The 26,195-nt window shown below is 42.6% G+C and carries 25 protein-coding genes and 1 riboswitch; of the genes, 14 read left to right on the top strand and 11 right to left on the bottom strand.

The annotated features are described in order from the left end of the window. Positions 1–140: 140 nt before the first annotated feature. Both QAI40_RS02810 and QAI40_RS02805 read right to left on the bottom strand, forming a co-directional pair. A complete protein-coding gene (locus tag QAI40_RS02810) occupies positions 141–512 on the bottom strand; it encodes a hypothetical protein (protein WP_299977032.1) in 372 nt (123 codons plus the stop codon). Between the two features lie 41 nt (positions 513–553). Continuing rightward, the gene (locus QAI40_RS02805; protein ID WP_299977029.1) at positions 554–3,730 is read right to left on the bottom strand and encodes a UvrD-helicase domain-containing protein; all 3,177 of its coding nucleotides are present in this window, start codon (positions 3,728–3,730) and stop codon (positions 554–556) included. 180 nt (positions 3,731–3,910) lie between these two features. Between QAI40_RS02805 and QAI40_RS02800 the strand changes: the two genes are divergently transcribed. Next, on the top strand, positions 3,911–4,891 hold the full coding sequence (locus tag QAI40_RS02800) for a thioredoxin family protein (protein WP_299977027.1): 981 nt from the start codon (positions 3,911–3,913) through the stop codon (positions 4,889–4,891). Positions 4,892–4,963: 72 nt separating this feature from the next. Here QAI40_RS02800 and QAI40_RS02795 read toward each other — a convergent pair whose 3' ends face one another. Further along, complete coding sequence (locus QAI40_RS02795) at positions 4,964–6,196, bottom strand: MalY/PatB family protein (RefSeq protein ID WP_299977025.1); 1,233 nt, start codon at positions 6,194–6,196, stop codon at positions 4,964–4,966. A 341-nt stretch (positions 6,197–6,537) separates the two neighbouring features. Here QAI40_RS02795 and QAI40_RS02790 point away from each other — a divergent pair, with 341 nt between their 5' ends. Beyond that, entirely contained in the window at positions 6,538–9,021 is a 2,484-nt protein-coding gene (locus tag QAI40_RS02790; RefSeq protein WP_299977022.1) for a helix-turn-helix domain-containing protein, read from the top strand. A 1-nt stretch (position 9,022) separates the two neighbouring features. Here QAI40_RS02790 and QAI40_RS02785 read toward each other — a convergent pair whose 3' ends face one another. From QAI40_RS02785 to QAI40_RS02775, 3 genes are all read right to left on the bottom strand, one after another. Then, positions 9,023–9,124 (bottom strand): toxin-antitoxin system HicB family antitoxin, encoded by a 102-nt coding sequence (locus QAI40_RS02785; RefSeq protein ID WP_299977019.1) that lies wholly within the window; start codon positions 9,122–9,124, stop codon positions 9,023–9,025. Positions 9,125–9,704: 580 nt separating this feature from the next. Then, positions 9,705–10,058: a type II toxin-antitoxin system PemK/MazF family toxin gene (locus tag QAI40_RS02780; protein ID WP_299977016.1), complete on the bottom strand. Its 354-nt coding sequence runs from the start codon at positions 10,056–10,058 to the stop codon at positions 9,705–9,707. Next, positions 10,052–10,312: a hypothetical protein gene (locus QAI40_RS02775; RefSeq protein ID WP_299977014.1), complete on the bottom strand. Its 261-nt coding sequence runs from the start codon at positions 10,310–10,312 to the stop codon at positions 10,052–10,054. Before QAI40_RS02775 ends, QAI40_RS02780 begins: the two co-directional genes overlap by 7 nt. 225 nt (positions 10,313–10,537) lie before the next feature. On the opposite strand from QAI40_RS02775, the gene QAI40_RS02770 reads away from it, so the two are divergent. Genes QAI40_RS02770 through QAI40_RS02760 form a run of 3 tightly spaced genes read left to right on the top strand, consistent with a single transcriptional unit; the run spans position 10,538 to position 12,934 of the window. Continuing rightward, positions 10,538–10,888: a cupin domain-containing protein gene (locus QAI40_RS02770; protein ID WP_299977011.1), complete on the top strand. Its 351-nt coding sequence runs from the start codon at positions 10,538–10,540 to the stop codon at positions 10,886–10,888. Then, positions 10,888–12,516 carry a hypothetical protein gene (locus QAI40_RS02765; protein WP_299977008.1) on the top strand — a complete coding sequence of 543 codons (1,629 nt, stop codon included), beginning with the start codon at positions 10,888–10,890 and terminating at the stop codon, positions 12,514–12,516. The genes QAI40_RS02770 and QAI40_RS02765 overlap by 1 nt, the downstream gene beginning before the upstream one ends. 10 nt (positions 12,517–12,526) lie before the next feature. Next, positions 12,527–12,934 carry a hypothetical protein gene (locus QAI40_RS02760; protein ID WP_299977005.1) on the top strand — a complete coding sequence of 136 codons (408 nt, stop codon included), beginning with the start codon at positions 12,527–12,529 and terminating at the stop codon, positions 12,932–12,934. 64 nt (positions 12,935–12,998) lie between these two features. On the opposite strand, the gene gdhA is transcribed toward QAI40_RS02760, so the two are convergent. Then, complete coding sequence (gene gdhA, locus QAI40_RS02755) at positions 12,999–14,348, bottom strand: NADP-specific glutamate dehydrogenase (protein ID WP_299977002.1); 1,350 nt, start codon at positions 14,346–14,348, stop codon at positions 12,999–13,001. A gap of 239 nt (positions 14,349–14,587) precedes the next feature. Between gdhA and QAI40_RS02750 the strand changes: the two genes are divergently transcribed. From QAI40_RS02750 to cobT, 5 genes are all read left to right on the top strand, one after another. Then, the gene (locus tag QAI40_RS02750; protein ID WP_299976999.1) at positions 14,588–15,529 is read left to right on the top strand and encodes a MaoC/PaaZ C-terminal domain-containing protein; all 942 of its coding nucleotides are present in this window, start codon (positions 14,588–14,590) and stop codon (positions 15,527–15,529) included. 5 nt (positions 15,530–15,534) lie between these two features. Further along, positions 15,535–16,422: a DMT family transporter gene (locus QAI40_RS02745; protein WP_304511447.1), complete on the top strand. Its 888-nt coding sequence runs from the start codon at positions 15,535–15,537 to the stop codon at positions 16,420–16,422. A gap of 68 nt (positions 16,423–16,490) precedes the next feature. Then, a riboswitch (cobalamin riboswitch) is annotated at positions 16,491–16,692 on the top strand. Between the two features lie 62 nt (positions 16,693–16,754). Continuing rightward, positions 16,755–17,858: an anthranilate phosphoribosyltransferase gene (gene trpD, locus QAI40_RS02740; RefSeq protein WP_299976994.1), complete on the top strand. Its 1,104-nt coding sequence runs from the start codon at positions 16,755–16,757 to the stop codon at positions 17,856–17,858. A gap of 15 nt (positions 17,859–17,873) precedes the next feature. Then, complete coding sequence (locus tag QAI40_RS02735; RefSeq protein ID WP_299976991.1) at positions 17,874–18,074, top strand: hypothetical protein; 201 nt, start codon at positions 17,874–17,876, stop codon at positions 18,072–18,074. 2 nt (positions 18,075–18,076) lie between these two features. Further along, positions 18,077–20,182, top strand: coding sequence for a nicotinate-nucleotide--dimethylbenzimidazole phosphoribosyltransferase (gene cobT / locus QAI40_RS02730; protein ID WP_299976988.1), 2,106 nt, complete (start codon positions 18,077–18,079; stop codon positions 20,180–20,182). Positions 20,183–20,187: 5 nt separating this feature from the next. Here cobT and QAI40_RS02725 read toward each other — a convergent pair whose 3' ends face one another. Genes QAI40_RS02725 through QAI40_RS02715 form a run of 3 tightly spaced genes read right to left on the bottom strand, consistent with a single transcriptional unit; the run spans position 20,188 to position 22,072 of the window. Continuing rightward, the gene (locus QAI40_RS02725; protein ID WP_299976985.1) at positions 20,188–20,493 is read right to left on the bottom strand and encodes a hypothetical protein; all 306 of its coding nucleotides are present in this window, start codon (positions 20,491–20,493) and stop codon (positions 20,188–20,190) included. Between the two features lie 21 nt (positions 20,494–20,514). After that, positions 20,515–20,982, bottom strand: a complete 468-nt coding sequence (locus QAI40_RS02720; protein ID WP_299976982.1) for a dihydropteroate synthase — start codon at positions 20,980–20,982, stop codon at positions 20,515–20,517. After that, complete coding sequence (locus QAI40_RS02715) at positions 20,966–22,072, bottom strand: mechanosensitive ion channel family protein (RefSeq protein ID WP_299976979.1); 1,107 nt, start codon at positions 22,070–22,072, stop codon at positions 20,966–20,968. Before QAI40_RS02715 ends, QAI40_RS02720 begins: the two co-directional genes overlap by 17 nt. Positions 22,073–22,463: 391 nt before the next feature. Here QAI40_RS02715 and QAI40_RS02710 point away from each other — a divergent pair, with 391 nt between their 5' ends. The 3 genes from QAI40_RS02710 (at position 22,464) to QAI40_RS02700 (ending at position 25,324) form a co-directional block, all read left to right on the top strand. Then, positions 22,464–23,408, top strand: a complete 945-nt coding sequence (locus QAI40_RS02710) for a DMT family transporter (RefSeq protein WP_299976977.1) — start codon at positions 22,464–22,466, stop codon at positions 23,406–23,408. 121 nt (positions 23,409–23,529) lie between these two features. Beyond that, positions 23,530–23,973, top strand: a complete 444-nt coding sequence (locus QAI40_RS02705; RefSeq protein WP_299976973.1) for a hypothetical protein — start codon at positions 23,530–23,532, stop codon at positions 23,971–23,973. A gap of 121 nt (positions 23,974–24,094) precedes the next feature. Continuing rightward, positions 24,095–25,324: an argininosuccinate synthase gene (locus QAI40_RS02700; RefSeq protein ID WP_299976970.1), complete on the top strand. Its 1,230-nt coding sequence runs from the start codon at positions 24,095–24,097 to the stop codon at positions 25,322–25,324. A 49-nt stretch (positions 25,325–25,373) separates the two neighbouring features. On the opposite strand, the gene gpt is transcribed toward QAI40_RS02700, so the two are convergent. Further along, on the bottom strand, positions 25,374–25,856 hold the full coding sequence (gpt, locus tag QAI40_RS02695) for a xanthine phosphoribosyltransferase (protein WP_299976967.1): 483 nt from the start codon (positions 25,854–25,856) through the stop codon (positions 25,374–25,376). Positions 25,857–26,028: 172 nt separating this feature from the next. On the opposite strand from gpt, the gene QAI40_RS17140 reads away from it, so the two are divergent. After that, positions 26,029–26,142 (top strand): dual CXXC motif small (seleno)protein, encoded by a 114-nt coding sequence (locus tag QAI40_RS17140; protein WP_367278825.1) that lies wholly within the window; start codon positions 26,029–26,031, stop codon positions 26,140–26,142. Positions 26,143–26,195: the final 53 nt, after the last annotated feature.

Below are 26,195 nucleotides of genomic sequence, written 5' to 3'. Positions count from 1 at the left end.
ACAATAAAATTAATCTATGGGTCACTACATTGACGAGCAAAAAAATAAATATAATAAATACAGTGCGTTATATTTTCAACCCCATGGTTTTTTGATAAAATTAGCCTTGATTTTTAAAAAAATGACGAACTTGGGTTAGGTTATTTTATTCTGTCTTTGTATTCCTTCAGGACAAGTTTTCCCGGGAACTTCGGGTTTGCCATATATTGACCCAGGTTATCCAGAAAGGTTTTAACAAGAGCTTCAAACACCTCATCTTTTTCTTTAGCCATGATAAAATTCCGCTCGATCCTGTATTCATAGATCACAGTATCACCCAGTGTTGCCAGTATATCTTCAAATTTAAAATCAGCTATTGCGTCGTTCAAAAACAATTGCTTTTCAATCTTGATTTCAATATTTGCCTTCATGATCACCACATAGGCATCTGCGCTAATCTTTCTGGATATATCCGAAATGACAAGTGTCTGGTGATTTTCCAGTTCAATCTTTTTATATATCATGTTTTCCATTATTTTCCTGCTGTTCTTAAGTGTAACCGATTCAAATTGGGTTAAAACAATTCCAACTGCTTTTCTTTTTCCCTTACTTTCAGATGGACAAGACTTTTCTCAACCTGTGTCAGCCTTTTTTCAATATCCTCAATAAAACAAGATCGTTGCCTTTTTTTTCTGGTGCCATATATGCTTCTTTTTTTTGCATAAGTCAAACAAAGAATATCCATGGCCCTTGTCATGGCAACATAGAACAGGCGACGTTCTTCTTCAAGATCATCTACGTTTTCACCATCCTTTGCAAAGGGGATAAGCCCCTGTTCACATCCTGCAACAAATACGACAGGAAATTCAAGCCCTTTGGCCGCATGCATGGTCATCAAAGACACTTTTTCCACATTAAACTCCAGGGTATCTGTATCCTGATTTAAGACAAGCGCATTAAGAAAATTTTTCAAATCATTGTGCAGCCTTGCAATGGATAAAAGCTTTTCAAAAGCCTGCTCTGCTTTGTCATTGCCTTTAATCCTTTTATCTAAATCTTCTTTTTTGCACAAAAATTTTAACCATGTCTCAGTGTCACAATCTTTAAGCTCATCCGGAAAGTCTGCACTTTCAACCATAATTCTGCAAAGATTGATCAATTGTTTTATACCATCTATTTCAAATAATTTCTTTTTATCTGCTGTCTGAAAAGGGATACCCTCTTTTTCAAACACGCTGATAAAGGTCTCGCACTGTCTGCCGGTTCGATAAAGAATGGCAAAATCTGCAAAAGAATACTCTTTTTGTTCGTCCGGATCTGTTTTGCCGGCATCCATTGAAAAAAAGGAGGTTCCACCCACGAGCTTTTCAATCATCTTGCCAATGGCCACGGCCTCTGCTCGTTCTGTAGCTGTCTCCTTGATGATCAATTTTTTGGTGCTTTCCACATCTGAAAAAACCTTGAGTTGCTTTTCATTCTCCAAAGATTTGCTGATCATTTGAAAAGAGGCGTCAAGAATAGTCTGCACGGACCTGTAGTTTTTAGTCAGTATAATCTTTTCACATCCCGGAAAATCAAGGGCAAATCGTTTGAAATATTTATTGTCCGACCCCCTGAACCCGTAAATTGATTGATCAGGATCACCAATCACAACAATATGATTATCCTTTGAAATAAGCTTTGCAAGCTCATACTGACCAAAATTCAAGTCCTGGTATTCATCAATAAAAATATAGTGATACGTTTTTTGAACTTTTGACAAAATTTCTTGATCATCAGTCAGCATCTTGACCGTCATGAAAATCAGGTCTTCAAAATCTACCACATTCTGTTCGTTACAAAGAGCTTGATAGGTTTGATATACCTCTTTAAAGGCGTCTCTATCTTCATCAGCCATGAGTTTTTTAAAATCATCATCAGGGCCCAGTAAATTCTGCTTGCACAGGCAAATCATTTGATCTTTTCTTTTTGCCGCCCTTATTTTGGCATTTCCCCCCATGGCTTCCCTGACCAACGAAAGTCGTACCGGATCATCGGCAATGGCAGCATTAAAGCCTTTGTATTCTTTTAAAAGCCTTAAACAAAAAGAATGGAAGGTCGCTGCCGGCACAGGCGTTTTTGTTTCAGGTACATATTTGTCTATTCGCTGTTCAAGTTCTTTTGCCGCCTTGTTGGTAAACGTCAGGGCAAGAATGTTGCCCGGATCAATATCTTTCTTCGATACAAGATGGGCAATTTTAGCCGTCAATGTTCTTGTTTTTCCTGTACCGGGCCCGGCCTGGATTACCATTGCACCGGCAGTTGATTCAACCGCTTTCTTTTGTTTGGAATTCAGACCGGTTAAAAGATCCCGGGTTTTAACAGTCTGCTTTATTTTCTGATTCTTTTTTATTTTCTTTTTTTTAAAATCCGGGTTTATAACAGCTTTCTTTGCCCTTGTTTTAACTCTTTTCCCGGGCAGGTCAAACAGGAGGTGTTTCTCTCCTTTCAGCCGTTCTTTTTCCTGCCTTGAAAAAAGAGTCACTTTCCCATATTCGCCATCATACCCCGGGTCAATGCTGATATCCCCTGTTCGCATCTTCATGATGGCTTCTGCCAGCAGAGGTACATTGGCGGTTTCTATTTTTTCGGCAGATTTGTCCAAAAGAATCCCAAGCTCCGGCCCCAGGGTTTCGATGGCCCTGTTATAATAGCCTGCCACTTTCTTGGTTTTGGGTCCCACCTCAAAAATTTCAGAGAGGATATCGGCAAGGGAAACAATGCTTTTGAATCCGTGCCGGTTTTCTGGCTTATACCCTTCCGGCCTTGTGGCAAGCTCCTGAACCCTGTTCAGCACTCCATAGGTCACTTTACGCCCGCACTCGGGGCAGATGCCGTCAATTTGAGCAGTAGTGGCAGGATTGAGACAGATATTACATTTCCTGTGGCCGTCATAATGGTATTTGCCCTGATGGGGGTACATGTCCAGTGTGCCCTGATATTTTTCAAGGTCATTTTTTTCAAGGGCCTGGCGGATATGGAAAAAACTCAAGTCGGTATTAAACACAGAAGCATTCCTTCCTATGTACCCGGGTGAATGGGCATCGGAATTAGACATCAGCCTGACATTATCCAGATCTTCAATACGCCAGTTCATGGGAGGATCGGAAGACAATCCTGTTTCAACGGCAAAGATATGCTCCTTTAATGAACCAAAACACTCTTCAATGGAATCAAACCCTGATTTTGATCCGAACATGGAAAACCAGGGTGTCCAGATATGGGCCGGCACAAAAAAACCTTTATCATTGATATCCAGCATAATGGAAAGCAGATCTGCTGCATCAAGCCCCAGTATCGGCCGGCCGTCGGATTTGATGTTTCCAATGGAATCAAGTTTGGCATTAAATTTTTTTACACTCTCAATATCAGGAAAATAAACCAGGTTATGATTTTTTCTCACCCGGTCATCTTTCTTATAAATATTACTGATTTCCGTCTGCAGGATAAACCGGACAGGGTTCCTGCAGTTTTCGGGAATAGTTTTATCGATATCCTTTGCAATCTGCCTTTTCAGGGAAAACAATCCCGGCTCTGCCTCTTCAAGTTTGGACTCAATATCACTGATCCAGGCAGGATAGGTAAAATCCCCGGTTCCGAGAACCTGTACTCCTTTAATTTGTGCAGCATAATAAAGGTTTTCAAAATCAAGATTCCTGGCTGTAGCCCTTGAATACTTCGAATGAATGTGAAGGTCAGCAATAAATTTCATTTTTTTATCCGATTTAATGATTAAAATTTCTATACAGATTCAATAATTTACATGATTTCCTCTTAATTTAAAAGCAGGATTCTGCTAAAGAATAATAATCAACCCCGACAATAAAAATGAAAGGGCTCGCAATGAACATTATTCAGGGTAAAAATATTTATCAATTAAAGAGAGTACATTATGCCCATATTTGACCCGCAGTCACAAGCCTTGATCCAAAATTGGGATCAAACCATAAAAAATCAAGTCAAAATTAAGCGGCTTACCACAACCCATGCCGAAGACAATCAATTTATAAATTTTGCCAATCAGTTGTCGGGCATGACATCCAGGCTGGTCATCAACGCCGAAAAAAGTGAAAAAGATCTGCCCGGATTACTTTTAAAAGAAAATGTTTTTTATTCAGCGCTTCCCCTTGGAAAAGAGCTTGAACCCTTTCTTGAAGCCCTGTCACAAATAAATGGCAAGCATAATATGCTTTCCGAGCCCATCCGGCAAACCCTTGATAAAATAGACATCCCGGTCCGGTTAAAACTCTATATTGCCCTGGAGTGCCCCCATTGCCCCAATGTGGTCAGAACGGTCATACCCCTGGCACTCAATTGCAACAACATAAACCTTCATATCCTTGACGGCAGTCTGTTTCCCGAAACCGCACAAAAAGATGGTGTCCTGTCAGCGCCATGTCTGATCCTTGATGATGATTTTCGATGGACTGGAAGTGTTTCCGCAGACGAAATTGTAAAAATAATTACCAGCCGTGACCCGTCACAGTTGAGCGCTGGAACATTAAAGACAATCCTTGAACAGGGGGATGCTTCCTGGGTAGCCCGGCAGATGATTGAGAAGGGAAAAATCTTTGATGCCTTTATCAAACTTTTGCTCCATGAAACATGGTCAGTGCGGCTGGGAGCCATGGTTGTTGTAGAAGAACTTGCCGAAACTGACCCGGAACTTGCGGCAAGGCTTTGCCCCACCCTGATCGACCTGTTTGACGGAAAAGATATTCCCATACAAGGAGATATCCTCTATGCACTGGGCGAAGCAGGCGATGCTAAAACAAAAGAATGGCTCGAAAAAAAGCTTCCCAGACTTGTACATCAGGACCTTATTGATGCTGCAACAGAAGCCCTGGACAGTTTGAAGTCAAAAAATAAATAGGATAACCTCAGACAATAGATATTTATTCATTATTTTCTTTTACTTCTTTAATTATTTTATAGGATATATCAATCACTTCTGATTGTGGCCAGCATGGTTTCCTATGTGTTTTTTTATGGCTGAAACTACAGATTCAGCGGCTTTGATAAGTATGGACCTGGGACAGGCAATGTTAAATCTTTCAAATCCAGCCCCGTTTTCACCAAACCAATTCCCATGATCCAATGCAACATTGGCATCTTCTTCCAATATCCGGGTCATTTTATTGCAGTCCAATCCAAGGTTCCGAAAATCCACCCAGACCAGATAAGTTCCTTGAAGATCATAGACCTTTGCACCGGGCAACCGGGTTTCAATATAAGTTTTTAAATACATGAAATTATCATGCAGATAGATAATAAGATCCTCCAACCAGGGTTCAGCCCCATTAAAGGCTGCAGCCGCACTAATGGCGCCAAAAAGAGTTCCGCCAATTGAATTGGCAAATCCAAGATTTTCAATTTGGCTTGAAAGCTCCTGCCTTAAACCCGCGTTGGGTATAATAATACTTGACTGGTGCAAACCTGCTAAATTGAAAGTTTTACTGGCGGCAAGCCCTGTTATGGAATTTTGGGCAAATGCTTCTGAAATAGTCGGAAAACAGGTATGTTTGAATCCAGGCATAATTAAATCACAATGGATTTCATCTGAAATAATGAGAATGTTATTTTTGATACAGATATTTCCGAATTTTTCGAGTTCTTCCCTGGTCCAGACTCGCCCAACAGGGTTATGCGGGCTACAGAGAATTGCCATTTTAGCCCTTGGATCTCTAGCCTTTTTTTCTAAATCTGCAAAATCCATGTGATAATGATCGCCAACAATTTGCAAAGGATTGTCTAAAATCCTGCGGCCATTGTTTTGAATGGCTCTGGCAAAGGGATAATACACAGGGGTTTGTATGAGGACCTTATCTCCTGGTTTGGAAAATCGTTGAACAATATAATTTATGGCAGGAACGATTCCCGGAGTTGTTATAATCCATTTTTCATCAATTTCCCACTGGTGCCTTCGTTGGTACCAGGAAATCAGTGCCGGGAAATATGAGGGGTCAACCAGGCTATATCCATAGATCTGATGCTCCAAACGTTTTTCCATGGCTTTTCTAACCACGGTTGGGCATTTAAAATCCATATCTGCAACCCATAATGGGAGAAGATTCTCTTTTCCTTTTCCAAATATTGCCGATAAAACACCTGGTTCCCATTTCATGGAAGCCGTGCCTTCTCGATCAACAATTTCATCAAAATCCCAGTCTTTAGGCATTGATTTATTCCCCATTATCTAAATTTAAGTTAACTTTCATTTTTGGATTAATGGCATAACCAAATAAACAGGGCATGTCAAATGCAAAAAATTTCAAGTTGTGGATTAAGCGCAATTTATAACACGCTATTTTCTAACCATTTTTTTGATTAAATTCATGGTATCCGATCATTTAGCCAAAATGCCAGGATTGGCATTTTGGCTAAATGTCTATTTTTTAAAAAAGTTTTAAAGTTCCATAGATTTGCGAAACCCATAGTCTCTTGACAAAAAGCAAGTTCCTATCTAATCTAATTTTTTATCGGCGTACAACACAGGACCTGCAGGACCAGGGGAAAAACATGTCTTTTACAAACCATGAACTGCAACTTGCCAATGACTTTGTCCAGACCACTGGCTGCAATATTTTTTTGACAGGGAAAGCCGGCACCGGCAAAACAACCTTTCTCCACAGTCTGCAAAAGAACATGGCAAAGCGGATGATTATCACAGCTCCAACGGGTGTTGCAGCTATCAACGCTGGTGGGGTCACGCTTCATTCTTTTTTTCAACTGCCTTTTGGCCCATTTGTGCCGGGAAGCGAGACCTATGAGAGCAATAAGCATCGCCAGTTCAGGTTCAGTAAAGAAAAAAAGCAGATTATACAAAGCCTTGATCTGCTGGTAATTGATGAAATAAGTATGGTAAGAGCCGATTTGCTCGATGCAGTGGATGCAGCACTGCGCCGCCATCGCCGCAATAATCAGCCCTTTGGCGGAGTGCAGCTGCTCATGATAGGTGACCTGCATCAGCTTTCTCCAGTGGCAAAGCGCGATGACTGGCAACTTATAAAGCAATATTATGAATCCGTTTATTTTTTCAGCAGTAATGCGCTTGATCTTAGTGAATTGGTTACAATTGAGTTGAAACATATTTATCGTCAGTCAGATGCGGGTTTTATCAAGCTGCTTAACCGGGTGCGCGATAACCGGCTTGATGAATCCACCCTGAAGAATCTTAATCAGCGTTACATTCCGGATTTTACGCCAGGCAGAAACCAGGGCTATATTACCCTGACCACCCACAATCGCAACGCAAATTCCATGAATCAGTCCAGGCTTGATGCTTTAAGCAAAAAAGAGCACCATTTTAAAGCTCAAATTTCCGGAGATTTCCCAGAGCATATCTTTCCCACCCAGGCCTTTCTAAAGCTTAAAGAGGGGTCACAGGTGATGTTTGTGCGCAATGACCAATCTTCTGAAAAACTCTATTTCAATGGTAAAATAGGCAGGGTAATCAAAATTTCAGATAAGTATATCTATGTTATCTGCCCCGGAGATCCCAAGGAAATCGTGGTGGAACCGGTGATTTGGGAAAATATCAAATATACATTTAACGATGAAAACAAGGAAATTGAAGAGGACATCCTCGGTAAATTTACGCAATACCCTTTAAAACTTGCATGGGCCATAACCATACACAAAAGCCAGGGGCTGACCTTTGATAAAGCCATTATCGATGCCAGGGCAGCATTTGCCCATGGTCAGGTTTACGTGGCCTTAAGCCGCTGTAAAACCTTAGAAGGTATCGTACTCAGCTCTCCCCTCTCATCCAATGGAATAGAAACAGACCAGGCAATAAATAATTTCAGCAACGCCACCAGTCAAAACCAGCCGTCTGAAAACCGCCTTAACGCTGATAGAATAAAATATCAGCAGCAGCTATTGCTTGATTGTTTTGATTTTCAACCATTGCACAACCGTTTGGGCTATCTTGTCCGTCTTTTGCTGGGTAACGCCAGACTATTGCAGGTTTCAGGCATTGCAGATATTTCTCAGCTGGAAAAAATAGTCACAAAAGATATCTTTGTTGTCAGTGAAAATTTTAAGCGACAATTAAACACAATTTTTGCAGATGGCAACCTGCCCGAATCAGATGCGGTTATTTTGGAACGGATCAGCAAAGCGTCTCTATGGTTTCAGGAAAAATTTGCCGTGATTTTTGGAGAATCTATTCAAAAATTACATATAGAAACAGACAACACCGAACTTCGTAAAAAGATTAACAATGCCCTGAATAATCTTAAAAATGAAATTGCAGTGAAAGTAGCTGGCGTACAAAGCTGCGAAAAAGTATTTTCACCCTCGGGTTATCTGCGTGCCGTTGCAAATGCCCAGATTGACTTTATCCCTGAAAAAAGAAAAAAGAGACCGCTCCCGGATTATGGTGAATCAGATATTGAGCATCCAGAGTTATTCCAGGCCCTGAAAGACTGGCGATCCAGCACGGCCAAAGAGAAAGGGCTTGCCCATTTTCAGATTTTACACCAACGGGTATTGATTCAGATTGTGGTATGCCTGCCGGAAAATACGGCTGTTTTAAAGAAAATAAGTGGCGTGGGCAAAAAAACCATTGAAAACTATGGAGAAGAACTTGTGGAACTGGTTTTAGCCTATCGCAAAAAACACGGGATAAACAAAATTGTACTGCCAGTGCCTAAAAAACTTTCAAAAAAAAGTACCCCGGCAAAAAAAAAGACGTCACCTTCCGACACAAAACAGACAAGTTTTGATATGTTCAATAAGGGATTAACGATTGCTCAGATTGCAAAAGAAAGAGGGCTGGCAACTTCTACCATTGAAACGCATCTGAGTTTTTTTGTGGAAAAAGGCACCTTAGATATAAACAAATTGCTTTCTCCTGAAAAACAAGAGGCCATTGAAAAGGAACTGGCTATTGATCACAATAATTCTCTCACCGAAGTAAAAAGTACTCTGGGAGGTGACTATACCTATGGTGAAATCCGAATGATGATAGCCCTTCAAAAATATCTGGCCTCAAAATAGCTTAATGGCTTAGCCGTGAACTGACTAACCGGTTAATACTTACACCCGACTCAGCCGCTTGGATTGCCAGGCTGCGGTGAACTTCCGGAGGTATGCGAACCATAAATTTACCACTATAATTTTTGTGCGCAATTGGCTGTGGAATTTTTTCACTATTTTCTTTCATATCTTTAATTATTTCAGCTACGCAGCTACGATATTACGTATACCTTTTAAAGCTGATTCCTGAGCTTTGGAAACCCAGCTCAGGCTAGGAAATTCTGTACATAGACCAACATACTCATTGTCTTCTTCTGACCAGGTAACTCTGTATGTATAATGATCATTTTTTGATGGCATTTTCCACCTCCAGTCTTTCTACGGCGTTAAGCACCTGTTTAACCTGGTATGCTTTAGCTTTACCTTTGTTGTTTTGGATATTAACTCGTGGGTCACCTTGCCAAGGAGTTTTGTAAATTCTATGGCTGCTCCCTGACTGCCGCTCTTTACCAAAATAATGTTCACAGACTTTGCAGTAGATTAGCCTCAAAATCTACAACCAAACAAGCCTCCAGCCAGCTTCTTCAAGCAATTTGTTGATTTTTATTCTGGCTGTTGCTTCATTTTCTGCCATTCAGATCTCTGTTCCTTTGGTTTGATTTGGTGTTGGCTTAACGTTATAATACCCGGTGTAGCCCCTGTAGTTAAAGCTCTCTGGGCTCTGTAAGCAGTTGAATCCCTCTCAGTATTTCCTTGATTATTTCGTTGGTTACTTTCCCTATTTTTTCACAAAGGTCGTTTTTATCTACGGTATAAATTTGAGTAATATTCACAATACTCTTTTTGGGAAGACCTGCTTCACCTTTGTCTAAAACGACATTGCCCGGAAATAAGCCTCGTTTTAAATTGGAATTCAGTGAACACATCACAACAGTATCGATTTTGCTCGAATTAAAGAGATTGTTTTGGACAACAATATGTGGATGTCTATATCCTGGTTCTGAGCCGCCTGGTTCACCAAGGGCTACCCAATATATTTCACCTTGTTCAATTACCATGACTCGCTCTCAAGATTTTTAGCTTGTTTCTGACGCATCTTGCTATGGACTTTAATTTCATCAGAATCCGAAAAATCACTAAATGCCTTGTTAATTTGAGAAAGTAAATTTTGGGTCTCATTTTTTTTAATATACTCTTGAACTGCCATCACAAACAATTTGCTCCTTGAGATATTCATTTCCCCGGCTAACCTATTTACTTCTTTAAATAATTCTTCTTGCATTGATATAGCTGTTTTTACGCTGGTTACCATGACAAGCCTCCCTGGTACGTATGTTGTTATGCTATCAGTATGGTCTTTTGTTATACCGATGTCAATACTATTTTTTATCAATACTATCGTTTGACCGCTACCGGGCTATGTTAAAACAAAGTCCAATTTCATTGACAATTCTATAATTAATAGCATATTTTTGTTTATACATACTCAATTTTAAAAACACTTGAATGACCACACCAAATAAAGGGAGCGTCACAAATGAAAGTTACCAATTATAAAGATGTACTGCCGGTTATCATGGACAATGAGATGGTTAAAAACGTGGCTGGCAGAGTGATGATCGGAAAAGAAGACGGAGCAAAAAAATTTTGCATGAGATTATTTGAAATGGGTAAGGACGGTCATACTCCAAAGCACACCCACGACTGGGAGCATGAAATTTTCGTCCATTCAGGCAATGGAGAAGTATTGATCGAGAATAAATGGTATCCGGTTTCAGAAGGTTCCGCCATATTTGTTCCGCCAAATATCGAGCACCAGTTCAGGAATACATCTGACAAGACGTTTACATTTGTCTGTCTGATTCCGTCAGGAGCGCCTGAATTATAATGGACTTACGATCCTGTGTAGGAAAAAATGGTCAATTTATTGTGGGAGTTCACAAGCCCCGTTTTGAAATAAAAAACTTAAGAGACCATGACTATTTTGCATCTCTTGGGCAGCTTGAAGACGGCACAATGATTGACAACAACGTTAATTTTCCCAAAGGCGATCTTTATGAACCCAATGCAGACACCATCTATGAAATTGCCAACCCGTTTCCTTTCCGGGGCACCACTTATATTAACTCTGCATGGGCTGACATAAAAGCTGCCCATCCTGAAAAAATCCGTATTTCATCGCCTGAACCCTGCTCTCTGCTTCAAAATTTTGAACGATCCCGCGGGGATAAAAGCACGGGGATAAAAGATAAAACAGCTCTTCTGGACATCCTGCCCCACCCATTGCTCATTGCACTTGCTCAAGCCTCTACAGATCCCGAAGAACTGATGATTCTGGCTAAAAAATCATGCAAAATTCTTTTTGATCCCAAGGACCAGATCCTCGTGGGAATCGGATATAAAAAGAACCGTCACAATGCGATCATCCCGGACATTTATGACCATGAACTCTTTGAAGTGCTTGTGAACAACCGGCATCTTCCGGATGACTACAAAAATACCCTGGTATTGAAACCGGGTGTTCAGGGGAACAATGAAATCACCGGGGAATATCTTTCTGAAGATGGAAACACCCATGTCTTTGAATATTTAAGACGAAATTCTTATATCCCCTGGGGACATTTTGCATCCAATATGGCAAACGATACCATCCGGTACAGCACTCAGGATCTTTGTCTTGAAGATATGAAAGGAATCCGTCATTTATACTACCAGCGTACATTTATAAGACTTGCGTCAGGACTTGGCATTTCCCTGCCTGACAAAAGAGAGTGCCTTACTCAAAGCGGGCTTGAAAATCTCAGGGATAGAATACAGATAAAACTTAAACAAAATACCGGGCCTTCCCTGGAATTTGATAATACCCTGTGGGGGTGGAACTTTGGATATGGATATGCCCAGTCCGGCCACAGGCTGCATGCTTCCCATCAAATGGTCCACCAGCAGAACGCCATGACCCCGAAGCATGTTCAAACCTGTTCAGGCCAAAAGATACTTTCATTTTCCTGTGGTGACCTGATCGGTGATTTTACCAGGCAATACAGGGAAGCTACAGGGGAAAACTTTTTTGATAACTATTTGACTGCCATCAAAAACAATACAAGAATTGATGAAAACAAAGTCGGGGAATCATCCTTGATCCTGATGGAAGATGATCATATCATTTTATTTGTACCAAAGGCGCAAATCTCAGAGTGGGAACTACAGCTCATGCCCAAAACCGGCTGCGGCAATATTATAGAAGCAGATATAAAAATGCGGCAATCCCTGGACAGGGGTATTCTAACCGCTGTAAAAACCCTTGAATCCCTTGGTGCCCAACTTGTGACCTCTATTGAATTCTCAAAGCGGTTTGATTCAACCGAGACAGATCAGCACCTGTTATATTCATTCATCCCAAGGCTTCCCTATGCACCGGACACTTTTTCCGAAGCCCAGTTAAGATGGATCAGCGGATGTTATCCCGAGGATTTTGCCCATGCGTGTCGTATGGCAATAAAAACCCTTATAAACTAAGGAATACAAAATGATTCTGCATGATTTTATTTATGCATGGGATGGGAAAAGCACTTCAGGGGAAAAACCCATCTCATGGTGGCCGGGATCATACCACGTGAAAATTGTAAAGCTTGCAACAGACAAAAAAAATATCAGCTATCTCATTCCCATAGCCGTCATTCTTAAAAATGCCGGGGCCCGAGCGACCATGAATACGTCCTTAAGACACTATATCCATACTTTTGCACAAAAAATATCAAAAGAATATGATATTGATATTGAGAACACTTTGTGGATTGAACTGGATGACACAATCCGGGTGACCCGGCTGCACCCGGATACAAAGCTGCTTTCCGCAACGCTTTATTCCATATCCTGGCGGCCCATCAGGCCCAACGAGCTTGCAATGATCAAACCCTATATTACTGATATGTAAAAAAAGGCCGGTTGAAAAATTGAACCGGCCTTTTGGTTTTATCCTGCTAAAAAATCAAGGGAAACTAAACCACACCTTGATCCATCATTGAATCCGCCACTTTAATAAATCCGGCAATATTGGCACCATTGACATAGTTGCCAGGCGTTCCATATTCTTGTGAAGCAGAAAGACATGCCGCATGAATGTTTTTCATGATGCCCATGAGCTTGGCTTCTACTTCTTTACGGGGCCATTTGATTTTCATTGCATTCTGGGACATTTCAAGCCCTGATACGGCAACACCGCCGGCATTGGCAGCCTTGCCCGGTGCATAGAGAATTTTATTGTCAAGAAAGATATCAACACCTTCCGGCGTGGTCGGCATGTTCGCTCCCTCGCTGACCACATACACGCCGTTATTTATCAGGTTCTGGGCATCTTTGGCATTAATTTCATTCTGGGTGGCACTTGGGAAAGCGCAGTCTGCTTTATTGTCCCAAAGCGGATTGTGATCAGATCCGGCATCCCGGGCTGTATACACGGATTCCGGATATTTTTCCGCATACTCTTTAATTCTGCCGCGTTTTACAGTTTTCAGGTACATGACATACTGGAGCTTGGCTTCATCAATCCCTTTTTCATCATAAATATACCCGGAAGTATCAGAAAGTGCGACAACCTTTGCTCCCATCTGATTTAATTTTTCAACAGTATACTGGGCAACATTACCGGAACCTGATACCAGGCAGACTTTGCCCGTAATGCTTTCTTTCCGGGTTGCCAGCATTTCCTCGGCAAAAAAGACTGCACCATATCCGGTTGCCTCCGGCCTTATCAGACTTCCGCCCCAGTTAAGACCTTTTCCCGTCATCGTGCTCGTAAATTCATTTCTCAATTTTTTACACATACCGAAAAGGTATCCGATCTCTCTTCCGCCGACACCAATGTCCCCTGCAGGAATATCTGTATCAGGGCCTAAATGACGGAAAAGTTCGGACATGAAACTCTGGCAGAATCTCATGACTTCATTATCTGATCTGCCCATGGGATCAAAGTCTGATCCACCTTTTCCACCGCCAAGGGGGAGAGTTGTCAATGCATTTTTAAATGTCTGTTCAAAGGCAAGAAATTTCATGATGGAAAGGTTGACGGAATGATGGAAACGAAGACCGCCTTTGTAAGGCCCAATGGCAGAATTCATCTCGACTCTGAAGCCTCTATTGACTCGAACCATACCCTGATCATCCACCCAGGGAACCCTGAACTGGATCATGCGTTCCGGCTCTACGATTCTCTCCATAATCCTTGCATGCCGGTATTCCGGATTCTGATCCAGAACGGGTTTTACCGATTCGGCAACTTCTCTTACTGCCTGGTGGAATTCTTTTTCAAAGGGATCTCTTGCAATAACAATATCCATTATTGTCTTCATTTTCTTTCTCCTGTTTAAAATCAATTCTAGTATATTTCACAATTTTATAAGCTATACTCTGCTATATCTATCGTCAACCAGAATCTATTTTTTTAAAAAAAAACATTGTTTTCCAATAGTTGAGTACACTTAAGCTTCTATTTTTATTCATATTCTTTCTCCGAACCCTTTATTGACTTCAAGTTTAAACAAAGATAAAGTATGCTCCTTTATGACAGAAATTTTTAGAGCAGATAAAAATGAAAAATGATCAATCTATCAAGCAGATAGCACTGGCAGTTCCTGAAACTGTCGTGGAACTAAAAAAGTGCCCCTCCATGGGATTTGTTTTTCTCAAAGCATTTTTGATTTCTCCTTTTCGCTCCAATACGATTAAAGATAACGTTATTGTTAAAAAAACCCGAATTATTTTAAAAAATTATTTGCCGGATAAAGAGCTGATTACGAATTACAGAACCGTCTGCGGCTTTTCAGAAGACAGACCCGATATCATCCCCATATCCTATTTGCAAACACTCTTTATTGGCCTTCTGGGCAAATTTATTACATCTTCTTTTTTTCCCATTAATCCATTGGGGCTGATCCAGATATTTCAATCTTTTGAGCAGAAAAGATCTGTGGCAACCCATGAAACCCTTGATCTTGCCTGCACACTTGAAAGTATTAAAAAAACCGAGAAAGGGCTTGAAACCGGTTTTACTCTGGAAGTCATATCCGGCGGTCAGGTTGTCTGGCAGGGCACCTCAACCTTTTTTACCAAAAGTCATGTAAAAAAAAAAGGGGTACAAAAAAAAGACGAAACCATTTTAACAAAAAAAGAGACCTTCTTTGTGCCGGCTGATACCGGCAGAAAATATGCAGTAGTCTCAGGGGATTACAATCCCCATCATCTCTACACTCTTCTGGCAAAACTTTTTGGATTCAAAAAAGCCATTGCCCACGGCATGTGGAGTCTTGCACGGGTTATTGCAAGCCTTGACAGGGAATTTGGTATTCGCGATTCTGCCACCATTGAAGCAGCATTCAAGCTGCCGATTTTCATGCCGGCAACAGCTGCTTTAGGGTATGAACGTCAAAACGATACAGAAAACAACCCGGCCATTATTATTTTTGAACTTCGGGATGAACAAAAAGGCATTCCCCATCTAAAGGGAAGGCTTTTTAACAAATATCAAGGCTAATCGCTATGCTGGGTTCCATATTATCACTTTTATCGGCCTTTTTTTGGGCCAGTGCTGTGATCATGTTCAAAAAAAGTGGTGAAGTATTTTCCCCTATTTCTCTGAATATCTATAAAAGTTTTGTAGCATTGATCCTGGTCTCCCTGACCATGGTAATCCTGGATATCCCGTTTTTCCCGGACAAGCCCATCAATGACTGGCTGCTGCTGGCAGTATCAGGCTTTCTAGGGATTACCCTGGCAGATCTTTTCTTTTTCATCGCCTTAAACCGTCTTGGTGCCGGCCTTGTTGCCATTGTGGAATGCCTCTATCTTCCCAGCGTGATCTTTTTTTCTTTTATCCTGCTGGGAGAAAAGTTAAGTGCCGGTGCCATTATCGGCGGCCTCCTGGTACTTACAGCCGTTCTTGTGGGCTCAATGAAAAGAAAAAAGGCGCCCGGTGAAACCCCGGGAAACAAAAGCCCGTTATCCGGCATTATTATTGGCTGTCTTTCCATGTTCTTTCTGGCTGCCGGCATTGTGATGATAAAAGAGCTGTTGGAACGGACCGATGTCTTCTGGGCAACCCTTGTCCGGGTAACGGCAGCAACGGTATCCCTGTTGGTCCTTATCTTATTCCACCCCAAACGGAAACAATACTTCAGGGAACTCAAATTTTCAAAGGCCTGGTTCATTGCCCTTCCCGCCTCTATTACGGGAAATTATCTGGCACTGCTCTGCTGGGTGGCAGGAATGAAATATACAACCGCATCCCGGGCAGCTATTCTGAACCAGATGTCCACGATTTTCATCTTCATCCTGGCCGCTGTTTTCCTGAAGGAAAAAATCACCGTGAACAAAACCATTGCCATACTTCTGGCACTAACCGGCGCCTGCCTGACCATTTTCAGTTAATTGCTTTCGACCTGCTGAAAAATGATGGTTTTTTATTGGTTGACAAAAAAAGGGGCGCCGAGGTATAACCTTTTGCCAGGTATAAAGGTGCTGGGGTTTTTCATGGTTCAAACCCCAAGGTAAAAGGAAAGACGGTGCAAGTCCGTCACATGCCAGCCATTGCCGTGATCGGGGACGAAAACTGCACTAGGTCACTCTTTTAAAAAGGGGAAGACGCAGTGATTAGGATGATCCGTAAGTCGGAAAGCCTGCCTTAATGCAAAATTTTAGGATTCTCTGCTGGAACAAGATCCTGTTGAATAGGAATATTTTTATTCAAGAGGTATTATATTATGTCCCAGACATCAAACAGGGAATTTGGCGCAATTATCACCCGCCTCATCCAGAAAGAAAATCTCACCAGAAATGAAGCAAAAAAAAGCTTTGCATCTGTTTTAAACAATGACATCACAGACATGCAGCAAGGCGCTTTTTTGGCAGCCCTGACAGCCAAGGGAGAAACAAAAAAAGAAGTTGCAGGCTCATGGGAAGCTATCTATGATCTTGACACCACAAAGGTGAACTTAAAAAGTGAAATCAAAACCGTTGATAACAGCGGCACTGGTATGGACACCTTTAAAACATTCAACATCAGTACGGCAGCCTCCATTATTGCCGCTGCAGGCGGTATCCCCATGGCAAGGCACGGTGCCCGGGCCATTACCTCTGTTTGCGGAACCGTGGATATGGCAGAGGCCCTGGGCGTTGATGTGGAATGTACTGCAGACCTTGTTGTCAAAAGCATTGAAACCGCCGGTCTTGGCCTTTTCAACGGTATGAGCCCCCATATTCACCCCATGGCCTTAGGCCGCATCCTGTCCCAGATTTATTTCGGGTCAACCCTTAATATTGCGGCATCTTTAGCCAACCCTGCCCTTCCTTCCATCGGAGTTAGAGGCGTTTATTCAAAAAAGGTAATCCTGCCCGTGGCAAATGTCATGGAAGAAATCGGCTACAAAAGTGCCATTGTCTTGCACGGTTCTATTGATGAATCAAACAAGGGCATGGATGAAGCCTCGGTCTGCGGAATCACCCATTGTGCGCGAATCTCTGAAAAGGATGGGATCAATGAATTTACCATTGACCCGAAAAAACTTGGCCTTTCAGTGAAGAATGGTAAGGATCTGTCGCCTGAAAAAGATATCGAGACAGAATCAAAACGGTTTGCCGCCCTTTTAAACAACAGAGAAAACAGCGCCAGAAAAGATGCCGCGCTGCTCAATGCAGGATTGATTTTCCTGGCAGCAGATCGGGCGACAAACCTTGAAGACGGGATTGAGCAGGCCGCAAAACTCCTGGAAAAAGGTACAGCCTTTCAAACCCTTGAAAAATGGGTAGAAGCACAGAACACAGACCCGGAAATGGGCTTAAAAAAACTTCACAGTTTAGTACAATAAAACAGGTGGCATAAAATGGAACTTCTTATTTTAAAGTCTGACCGGGAGTATATCCGGTTCAAGGATGACAATTATCTGCTTGTCAGGCTTGAAAAAGCCAGCGTATTCCCCTTTGACCAGATGGATGTGGTGCAACAGCATGAATCCCGCCTAAAAGAAAAAGAATTTTGCAATATCAGCATTAAAAAACTCGTTATTACGGAAGAGGATCTATAAAAATGAAAATGGTATTAACAGGCCTTAGAAAACTTGAAATAAGACCAGATCTAAAAACAGACAAAATTGAACCGGGATTTGTAAAAACAGACGTCCTTTGCTGCGCCATCTGTAGAACTGACGCCAAGATGTGGGAACAGGGCCACAAGGATCTTGTATTTCCAAGAGTTCTGGGCCATGAAATGGTGGTCAAAGATCAAACCGGCCAAAATTATATTGTCTGGCCCGGGAAAAGCTGCGGTGTCTGCAAGTTTTGCGAAAATGGCCGGGAAAACCTCTGTAAAGACATGAAAATTACCGGGTTCCATACGGACGGCGGATTTGCAGACAAGGCCGTCCTGCCCGAAGAAAGCCTGATCCCCATCCCGGATGATCTATCTACCCATGTGGCCTGTTTTGCAGAGCCGATTGGATGTGTCATCAATGCCTTTGAAAAATTATTCTTTAAAAAGAATAACCGGATACTGATCTTAGGCTCCGGCACCATGGGGCTGATCACGGCCCTATATGCCCGGCACCTGGGTCTTGTCCCCCTAATCATTGAAAAGAATGAAACAAAAATAAAGCATGTTGCACCCTTTCTTTCGGCAACCGGTATTACCTGCCTAAAAGACACCCATGGGAGTGAATTTGATTTGGTGATCAATGCCTGTGCAGATTTCATTGCTTTTTGTCAGGGCATTGCAAAAGTTGGTAAGGGTGGTCAGATTTCCTTTTTCAGCGGGATTTCAAAAAACGAACACATTGAAACCAACCTATTGAACCTTATACACTACAAGGAAGCCGTTGTATCCGGCGTTTATGGCATGACAAGAGATCACATGGAAAAGGCCCTCCCCTTCATGCAGGCCCATGAAAGCCGGCTTAAACTTTTGATCGAAGAAATTGTTGCACCTGAAAAAACCCCGGAATTGATGGCAAAGGTGCTTTCCGGGAAGCACCTGAAATATATCCTTGATTTTGGCCTTAGGCCTGATACATCACTAACTGAAGTAAGACAAAAGAGCCAACCCCCTGGTATCAGCCTGGATGACCTTACCCCTCAAAGCCTTTGCAGAAAAGTGATTGAAAATATCACCCCCCTGTCAGACAGCCTGCTGGCTGATGCCACAGCAAAAATTGATAACAAGACAAAGCCCTTGGGTGCCCTAGGCCGCATTGAAGACCTTGCCGTCCAGATGAGCCTGATCCAGAACAATCTCAATCCCGAAATCCAACACAAGAACCTGTTTGTATTTGCAGGTGACCACGGGATTACCGAGGAAGGTGTCTCAGCCTATCCCTCCGAGGTAACAGCCCAAATGGTGGATAATTTTTTAAACGGCGGAGCTGCCATCAATGTTCTGTGCCGCCATCACGATATAGACATGAAAGTCGTGGACATAGGCGTAAGTCGTGAATTCAACTCCCATCCCGGACTGATCATCAAAAAAGTAGCCAAAGGAACCCGCAACTTTGCCATTGAAGATGCCATGACAAAAAAGCAGATGATCCTGGCCCTTGAAAACGGGATGACCACCTTTCTTGACGCTTATGACCAAAATCCTATTGATATATTGGGGCTCGGAGAAATGGGCATCGGCAATACCACTTCTGCCTCTGCCATTACTTGCGTCATCACCGGGATACCACCTGCCCAGGCCACGGGAAGGGGAACCGGAGTGGATGACAAGGGGCTGGCCCACAAAACCGAGGTCATTGAAAGAGCGCTAGCATTCCATACCATTGATCCTGCCAACGGGTTTGAGATCCTTCAGAAAATCGGCGGGTTTGAAATCGCAGGCATTGCAGGGGCAGTTCTTGCAGCAGCCTCGAAAAAAACGGCCGTTGTTCTTGACGGGGTCATCTCAACGGCAGCGGGACTTGTGGCTTATATCATAAACCCGGCAATCCAGGAATATCTCATCTCCGGTCACAAATCAGTGGAACAGGCCCAGATGGCAGCACTTTCTCACATGGATCTTGTGCCCCTGATTGATTTTGACATGCGGCTGGGTGAAGGCACAGGCGCCGCACTTGCTATTGACATGGCCGATGCGGCCTGTAAGATCATGTGCCAGATGGCATCCTTTGACGAGGCCAAGGTCGCCAGATCATCCATAAAGTAAGCCCATTACCCGGGAACCATTCCCCAGGAAAAGAGTTCTTCTTTGGCAAGAATGCCGGAAGCCCTGGCTGTATTCACAGTTTTCCGACTCAAAATATCCATCAAAACATAATCCAGACCTGCCGCTGCCAGCATGGCAATATAGCTTTGCTCCATAAGCCTCTTTTTCTTTTTATCCCCTGCCCCTGTGGTCAGATTGGAAAGTCCTGCAATGGTCCTCACGGGGAAACCCAATAAATCCGGTAACATCCGGATGACATTCAGAACTGCCCTTGCCTGGACAATACCGTCCTCCCATGCCAAAGGCGGCACAATCGGATCAATAATAATCCGCTATTTTGGAACTCCCGCCGCTTCAGCCCGCTCAAACAGCTCAAGGACAATCTCAAATCTTTGGGCCTCATCCTTTGGCACCCTGCAGTCAGAATACAATAGGAAACCAACAATATCGGCATCATACTCTTTTGCAAGGGGTAAAATTTTCTCAAGCTTATGGGGTTCAAGGGAAAACCCGTTTATAATAGCTTTGTTGTTTGCAGCTTCAAGTCCTGCCTTCATGGCAGCAGGATTGGAGGTGTCAATGAGCAATGGCAGATCTGTCACACTCTGTACTGCCTCAATGAAAAATGCCATACCCTTTTCAGAGGATTTGCCCAAAGGCCCGGTGTTCACATCAATGGCCCACGCCCCTTTTTCCACACACTGCTTCACAAGTTCCTGTATGGGTTTGGGGTTCCGGCCCGTCAGCGCATCCTGAATACTTTTTTTTGTAATACGAAGATTATCAGCGATCAGTTTCATAAGAGTCAATGCTTGCATTTCCCACCGATGCCGACCGAACATGCACATCCCGTTGAGGAAATGGTATTTCAATATCTTCTTTTAAAAACCTTTTATAAACAGCAGTATTAAGCAGGTGCAGTACCTTGCCTCGCAACACCGGTTTGTTTACCCAGCATAATAATTCATGATCAAGGCTTGATTCTCCAAAGGCGCGGAACCGCACGCGCGGCTCAGGAATTTTGCAGACATCCGGGAAGTTTGCTACCACATCAATCAAAACTTTATGAACCTTATCAATGTCCGACCCATAAGCGACTCCCACCTGGACACGGATGCGAAATTTTTCATGTCTCCCGCCGGCTTCATTGGTAATCTTGGTATTTCCCATAATTGAATTGGGCACAGTAATTTCCACATCATCACGGGTTAAAAGACGTGTGCTGCGAATACCGATGTTCGTCACTGCTCCCCGCTCGCCTGAATCAAGAACAATGAAATCCCCGAGTTTATAGGGTGCGTCCGCCATGATAAATACACCTGAAAACAAATTGGCCAACGTGTCTTTTGCGGCAAAGGAGATTGCAAGGCCTATTATGCCAGCAGAGGCTACCCAGGCTGTCAGATCAATGTTCCAGACCAGAAAAATAATATAAATTGACAGGCCTGTTACCAGAATAATCAACAGATTGTTGAACAACGGCAGCGTCTGGTCCTGTATTAACCTGAACCGACTTTTGTCGTGACTCACCAGTTTGATTAGAAGCTTAAGGAATCGTGCTGCAACAGCTGCCCACAAAAATATGGCCACGGTTTTCAGGCCACCCAGGGTTATGAAGTTTATGATCTCTTTAAACTCCAATCTTTCAGTGGCCAGGGCAAGGCCAAAGAGTATGATACTGAGAAAGACGGGCTTGTGAAAAATGTCAAGTACCTGATCGTCTATTTTGAGTCTAGTCTTTTCTATCCATCTTTTGATTCCCCTGGTGGTGATCACATCCATGACCTTTGCCAGGGCAAAAAACAAAAGGACAATCAACACCGCTTGAACATAACGGTTGGGCGCGATTTGCGCCAGCATTTCCAATAATTGTTCTTTCGTGAAATTCATCATTTTTCCTTATCGTTATTTTTTTTTGATTTTAATCCTTTGGCACCCGGCTGTCAGGATACAACAGGAACCCCACAATATCCACATTATATTCTTTTGCAAGGGGTAAAATCCTTTCAAGTTTAAGGGGATTCAAGGAAAAACCAGTTGATGATGACCATACCTGTGATCTTTTCTTATCAGCAAACTATCCTCAAATTGTTAACAGGAAAACAACGCAACGTTGTTCTCCTTCTCGATATCAGAGGGAAAGCAAGTTAACAACCTATTTTTCCCAAAGAATAAATTATTACCTCAAATTTCTTGCTCTTTTCCTGATAGTATTATATCCGGCACTGTAGTCTGGTCGATACGGTGAAAAAAATCGTAATTTCATTTGGTATAGGTAAATATGATTTCATTAATTTCAATTGGCCTTTTGTCGGGCCTGTTTTTCAGTACAACCTTTATCCTGAACCGGATGATGAGTCTGGAAGGTGGTCACTGGTTATGGTCGGCAAGTCTTAGATATGCCTTTATGATCCTTGTTTTAACCGGGTTTATTTCTTTGTTTAGAGGATTTAATACGATAAAAGGGTTGGTTCGACTTTTTTTGAATAACTGGGAATTCTGGACCCTGACAGGAACTATTGGTTTCGGTGGGTTTTATGCATTAATATGCTTTAGTGCAGACCATTCACCCGGCTGGATCATTGCTGCTACCTGGCAATTGACGATTATAGCAACGCTCGTGGTGTTGGTCGGTTTTGGGCGATCCTTTCCAAAAAAGGTATGGCTTTTTTCCGTCATCGTCTTCTCAGGGGTGTTAATGATCAATCTGAGTCATGCGCAAATGTCATCATTTAAAGAGTTATTTATGGGGGGATTTCCTGTTTTGATTGCAGCATTTTGTTATCCCATCGGGAACCAACTGGTTTGGGAAGCCAATAATGGGAACCCTTCCCTTCCCAAAATTGATGATCCTTTGGTGGAAAACCCATTTCATAAAGTACTGTTATTATCATGGGGCTCTGTGCCTTTCTGGTTGATACTTGTCGCAATTGTAAGGCCGCAACTTCCATCAGCCGGGCAAATTTTTAACACTTTTCTGGTTGCCATATTTTCCGGCGTTATCGCCACCAGTCTTTTTTTAATGGCGCGTAATAAATCCAGCAAGCCAAGCGAGTTGGCCGCAGTTGATGCGACCCAATCCAGTGAGGTAATCTTCGCACTTATCGGAGAAATATTGATTCTGAATGCACCGTTGCCAAACAGCCTTGCCATTGCAGGCATGTGCCTTGTGTTTATTGGATTGGCCCTGTTTATACGCTTCCAAGAAAGGGATTATAAAAGCTAATAAGCAATATCAAAGATATTCACAAAGCCCATTCTTAAAAAAAATTTGGCAATTCCTTTGCCTGCTTAGCCATGTTATGATGATCAAATATTGAAATTACATTGAACAAAGGAATAACTGAATGGACCTTGATAGCCCCGAAGCAAATGCCTATTTATTTGAACTCTATACCCTGACCAAAGGCGATCCTAAAGCACAGGTGTCCATGTATGATGTGGGTACTGGTTTAGGCCTTGAAAAAACAGATGCCGGAGCAATGGCAGAAACCCTTTTTATCCAGGGCTATGCTGAACTGAAAACCCTTTCCGGTGGTATCGGCATCACCCGTCAGGGGTTAGACTTGCTACAGGTAAAGCCCGTTCCTGAATCCAATCCTGAATCCCTGCACCTTGGCACAGGACCGGTTCTGGAAGGCCAGGGGAAAGAAACCGTTGAAATCCAAATGCTTTCTCCCAGTCCCAAGAAAAAAATAATTCGTGAGGTGTTGCGATCATTGCACAACAATTTCGTTGCTTTTGGTCCAAAAGACTTGAGTAACGCCCTAAATTCACTGATAATATCATAAATCACAGATTTCCAGAAAAACTTGGCAAAACCATTTTTTGTTGACTATTTCAATGTTTTTCTTCATTAATAGGCCATGATATTTAAAACTAATTGGAATTTAAAAAAATAAAGGAGATCCAATGTCAAAAGAAAAAGTTGTTCTAGCCTATTCAGGCGGGCTTGACACCTCTGTTATATTAAAATGGCTGTTGGAACAAGGCTATGAAGTATTTGCCTATATGGCCGACATCGGCCAGAAAGAAGATTTCGAGGCTGCAGAACAAAAGGCATTAAAAATCGGTGCATCCAAAGTATTTATCGAAGACATGAGAAAAGAATTTGTCACCGATTATATCTTTCCCGTGTATAAAGCCAACACAATATATGAAGGACGATACCTTTTAGGAACGGCCATTGCCCGCCCCATCATTGCAAAAAAACAGATAGAGATTGCAAAGCAGGTCGGCGCCGAGTATGTATCCCATGGCGCAACAGGCAAAGGCAACGATCAGGTCAGGTTTGAATTGTCATACTATGCCCTGAATCCAAAAATCAAGGTCATTGCACCCTGGAAAAACGCTGATTTTTTAAGCACCTTCAAGGGGAGAACCGATCTTCTCGAGTATGCTGAAAAACACGGCATCCCAACAAAACAGTCTGCATCCAAACCCTATAGTGAAGATGATAACCTGCTGCATATTTCCCATGAAGCCGGCATCCTTGAAGACCCTGCCCATGAGTGCGAAGAAAGTATTTATTCCCATACTGTATCCCCGGAAAATGCACCGGACAAACCCACAAAAATTGAAATTGAATTCAAGGACGGCATTCCGGTTAAAGTCACCAATCTTGAAAATAATATAATTAAAACTGACCCGCTTGAACTGTTTGAATACCTCAATGAGCTGGGGAGAGAAAATGGGATTGGCCGACTTGACATGGTCGAGAACCGGTTTGTGGGAATTAAATCACGAGGCGTTTATGAAACCCCGGGCGGCACCATTCTCCACGAAGCCCACAAAGACATTGAAGGTGTGGCCATGGACCGGGAAGTGATGCGGCTTCGAGACATGCTGTCTGCCAAATTTGCAGAACTGGTTTACAATGGATTCTGGTTCAGCCCTGAAATGGAATTTCTCATGGTGGCCATTGATAAAAGCCAGGAGGTCATTGACGGCTCCGTCACCTTGAAACTCTATAAAGGCACTGCATACCCAGTTGCCCGGACAAGTCCTTCTTCCCTTTATGACCAGGATCTGTCTTCCATGGATATTGAAGGCGGATACAATCAGGAAGATGCTGAAGGGTTTATTAAAATCAATGCCATCCGGCTGATGGCCCACAGAAATATCATCGATAAAAAAAAATGATCAAATCATCTGCCCGGAAGGTTGGTTTAGACTCCCGGGCAGATTCCATTTACTTCCCGGCAATAGGCTCAACAAATTGAGACTCTGAATCCCATGGGAAGAGAATCCAGGTATCCTGGCTGACTTCCGTCACATAGGCATCCACCAGAGGTTTGCCGGCGGGTTTGGCATATAACGTTGCGAAATAGGCATCCGGAAGCATTTTCCTGACAACCTTGGCTGTTGAGCCCGTGTCCACAAGATCATCAATAATCAAAAGTCCTTCACCCGAATCATCAATATTTTTTAGAACCTTTGCCTCTCCCTGGCTCTTCCATTCATAGCTTGTGATGCAGACAGTATCAATATAGTGTATCCCAAGCTCCCGGGCAATTATTGCCGCAGGAACCAGGCCGCCCCGTGTGATCGCAACAATCCCTTTCCACGGTTTTTCTATGTCATGAAGCCTCCATGACAGGGCTTTTGAATCCCTGTGAAGCTGATCCCAGGAAATAGGATAGCTTCGATTGTATTTATCCTGGTTTTCCCCCATCTATTTTCAAGACTCCTGTTATAAATTGTCGTATTGTTTTTGACTTTTATCATATTTGGCTTTATTTTATCCACAAGACTTTAAAAAATAAAGGATAAAAATCTTGAGAGATATAAAAGAAAGGTGCCTGGCCTGCGGCGGAAGGCTATATATTAAACGAACCTGAACAAAGATCTATTTTTGCTGCAGGTCCTGCACAATAAATTATCCTGAAGACAAGTATAAAGACCTTATGGACGAGTACCTTGAGGAAAAACTGGGCAATGTTCCTGTAAACAGGTTGTGATGCTCTGCAAAAAAACGCAGAAACTAATTAGAAGATCATATAAATGGTTTAAA

The sequence above is a fragment of the Desulfobacula sp. genome (assembly GCF_030611305.1).
Taxonomy (GTDB): Bacteria; Desulfobacterota; Desulfobacteria; order Desulfobacterales; family Desulfobacteraceae; genus Desulfobacula.
The sequence above is the reverse complement of the archived record's forward strand: the minus strand, read 5'-3'. Positions and strand labels throughout refer to the sequence as shown.

Excerpts from the sequence above, each read along its gene's own strand:
- QAI40_RS02715 (WP_299976979.1), bottom strand. The coding sequence starts at position 22,072 with ATGAATTTCACGAAAGAACAATTATTGGAAATGCTGGCGCAAATCGCG.
- QAI40_RS02735 (WP_299976991.1), top strand. The coding sequence starts at position 17,874 with ATGGAACTTCTTATTTTAAAGTCTGACCGGGAGTATATCCGGTTCAAG.
- QAI40_RS02780 (WP_299977016.1), bottom strand. The coding sequence starts at position 10,058 with ATGGTAATTGAACAAGGTGAAATATATTGGGTAGCCCTTGGTGAACCA.
- gdhA (WP_299977002.1), bottom strand. The coding sequence starts at position 14,348 with ATGAAGACAATAATGGATATTGTTATTGCAAGAGATCCCTTTGAAAAA.
- trpD (WP_299976994.1), top strand. The coding sequence starts at position 16,755 with ATGTCCCAGACATCAAACAGGGAATTTGGCGCAATTATCACCCGCCTC.
- QAI40_RS02770 (WP_299977011.1), top strand. The coding sequence starts at position 10,538 with ATGAAAGTTACCAATTATAAAGATGTACTGCCGGTTATCATGGACAAT.
- QAI40_RS02705 (WP_299976973.1), top strand. The coding sequence starts at position 23,530 with ATGGACCTTGATAGCCCCGAAGCAAATGCCTATTTATTTGAACTCTAT.
- QAI40_RS02810 (WP_299977032.1), bottom strand. The coding sequence starts at position 512 with ATGGAAAACATGATATATAAAAAGATTGAACTGGAAAATCACCAGACA.
- cobT (WP_299976988.1), top strand. The coding sequence starts at position 18,077 with ATGAAAATGGTATTAACAGGCCTTAGAAAACTTGAAATAAGACCAGAT.
- QAI40_RS02720 (WP_299976982.1), bottom strand. The coding sequence starts at position 20,982 with ATGAAACTGATCGCTGATAATCTTCGTATTACAAAAAAAAGTATTCAG.
- QAI40_RS02785 (WP_299977019.1), bottom strand. The coding sequence starts at position 9,124 with ATGGTTCGCATACCTCCGGAAGTTCACCGCAGCCTGGCAATCCAAGCG.
- QAI40_RS02760 (WP_299977005.1), top strand. The coding sequence starts at position 12,527 with ATGATTCTGCATGATTTTATTTATGCATGGGATGGGAAAAGCACTTCA.
- gpt (WP_299976967.1), bottom strand. The coding sequence starts at position 25,856 with ATGGGGGAAAACCAGGATAAATACAATCGAAGCTATCCTATTTCCTGG.
- QAI40_RS02765 (WP_299977008.1), top strand. The coding sequence starts at position 10,888 with ATGGACTTACGATCCTGTGTAGGAAAAAATGGTCAATTTATTGTGGGA.
- QAI40_RS02805 (WP_299977029.1), bottom strand. The coding sequence starts at position 3,730 with ATGAAATTTATTGCTGACCTTCACATTCATTCGAAGTATTCAAGGGCT.
- QAI40_RS02800 (WP_299977027.1), top strand. The coding sequence starts at position 3,911 with ATGCCCATATTTGACCCGCAGTCACAAGCCTTGATCCAAAATTGGGAT.
- QAI40_RS02790 (WP_299977022.1), top strand. The coding sequence starts at position 6,538 with ATGTCTTTTACAAACCATGAACTGCAACTTGCCAATGACTTTGTCCAG.
- QAI40_RS02795 (WP_299977025.1), bottom strand. The coding sequence starts at position 6,196 with ATGCCTAAAGACTGGGATTTTGATGAAATTGTTGATCGAGAAGGCACG.
- QAI40_RS02700 (WP_299976970.1), top strand. The coding sequence starts at position 24,095 with ATGTCAAAAGAAAAAGTTGTTCTAGCCTATTCAGGCGGGCTTGACACC.
- QAI40_RS02775 (WP_299977014.1), bottom strand. The coding sequence starts at position 10,312 with ATGGTAACCAGCGTAAAAACAGCTATATCAATGCAAGAAGAATTATTT.
- QAI40_RS02750 (WP_299976999.1), top strand. The coding sequence starts at position 14,588 with ATGAAAAATGATCAATCTATCAAGCAGATAGCACTGGCAGTTCCTGAA.
- QAI40_RS02710 (WP_299976977.1), top strand. The coding sequence starts at position 22,464 with ATGATTTCATTAATTTCAATTGGCCTTTTGTCGGGCCTGTTTTTCAGT.
- QAI40_RS02745 (WP_304511447.1), top strand. The coding sequence starts at position 15,535 with ATGCTGGGTTCCATATTATCACTTTTATCGGCCTTTTTTTGGGCCAGT.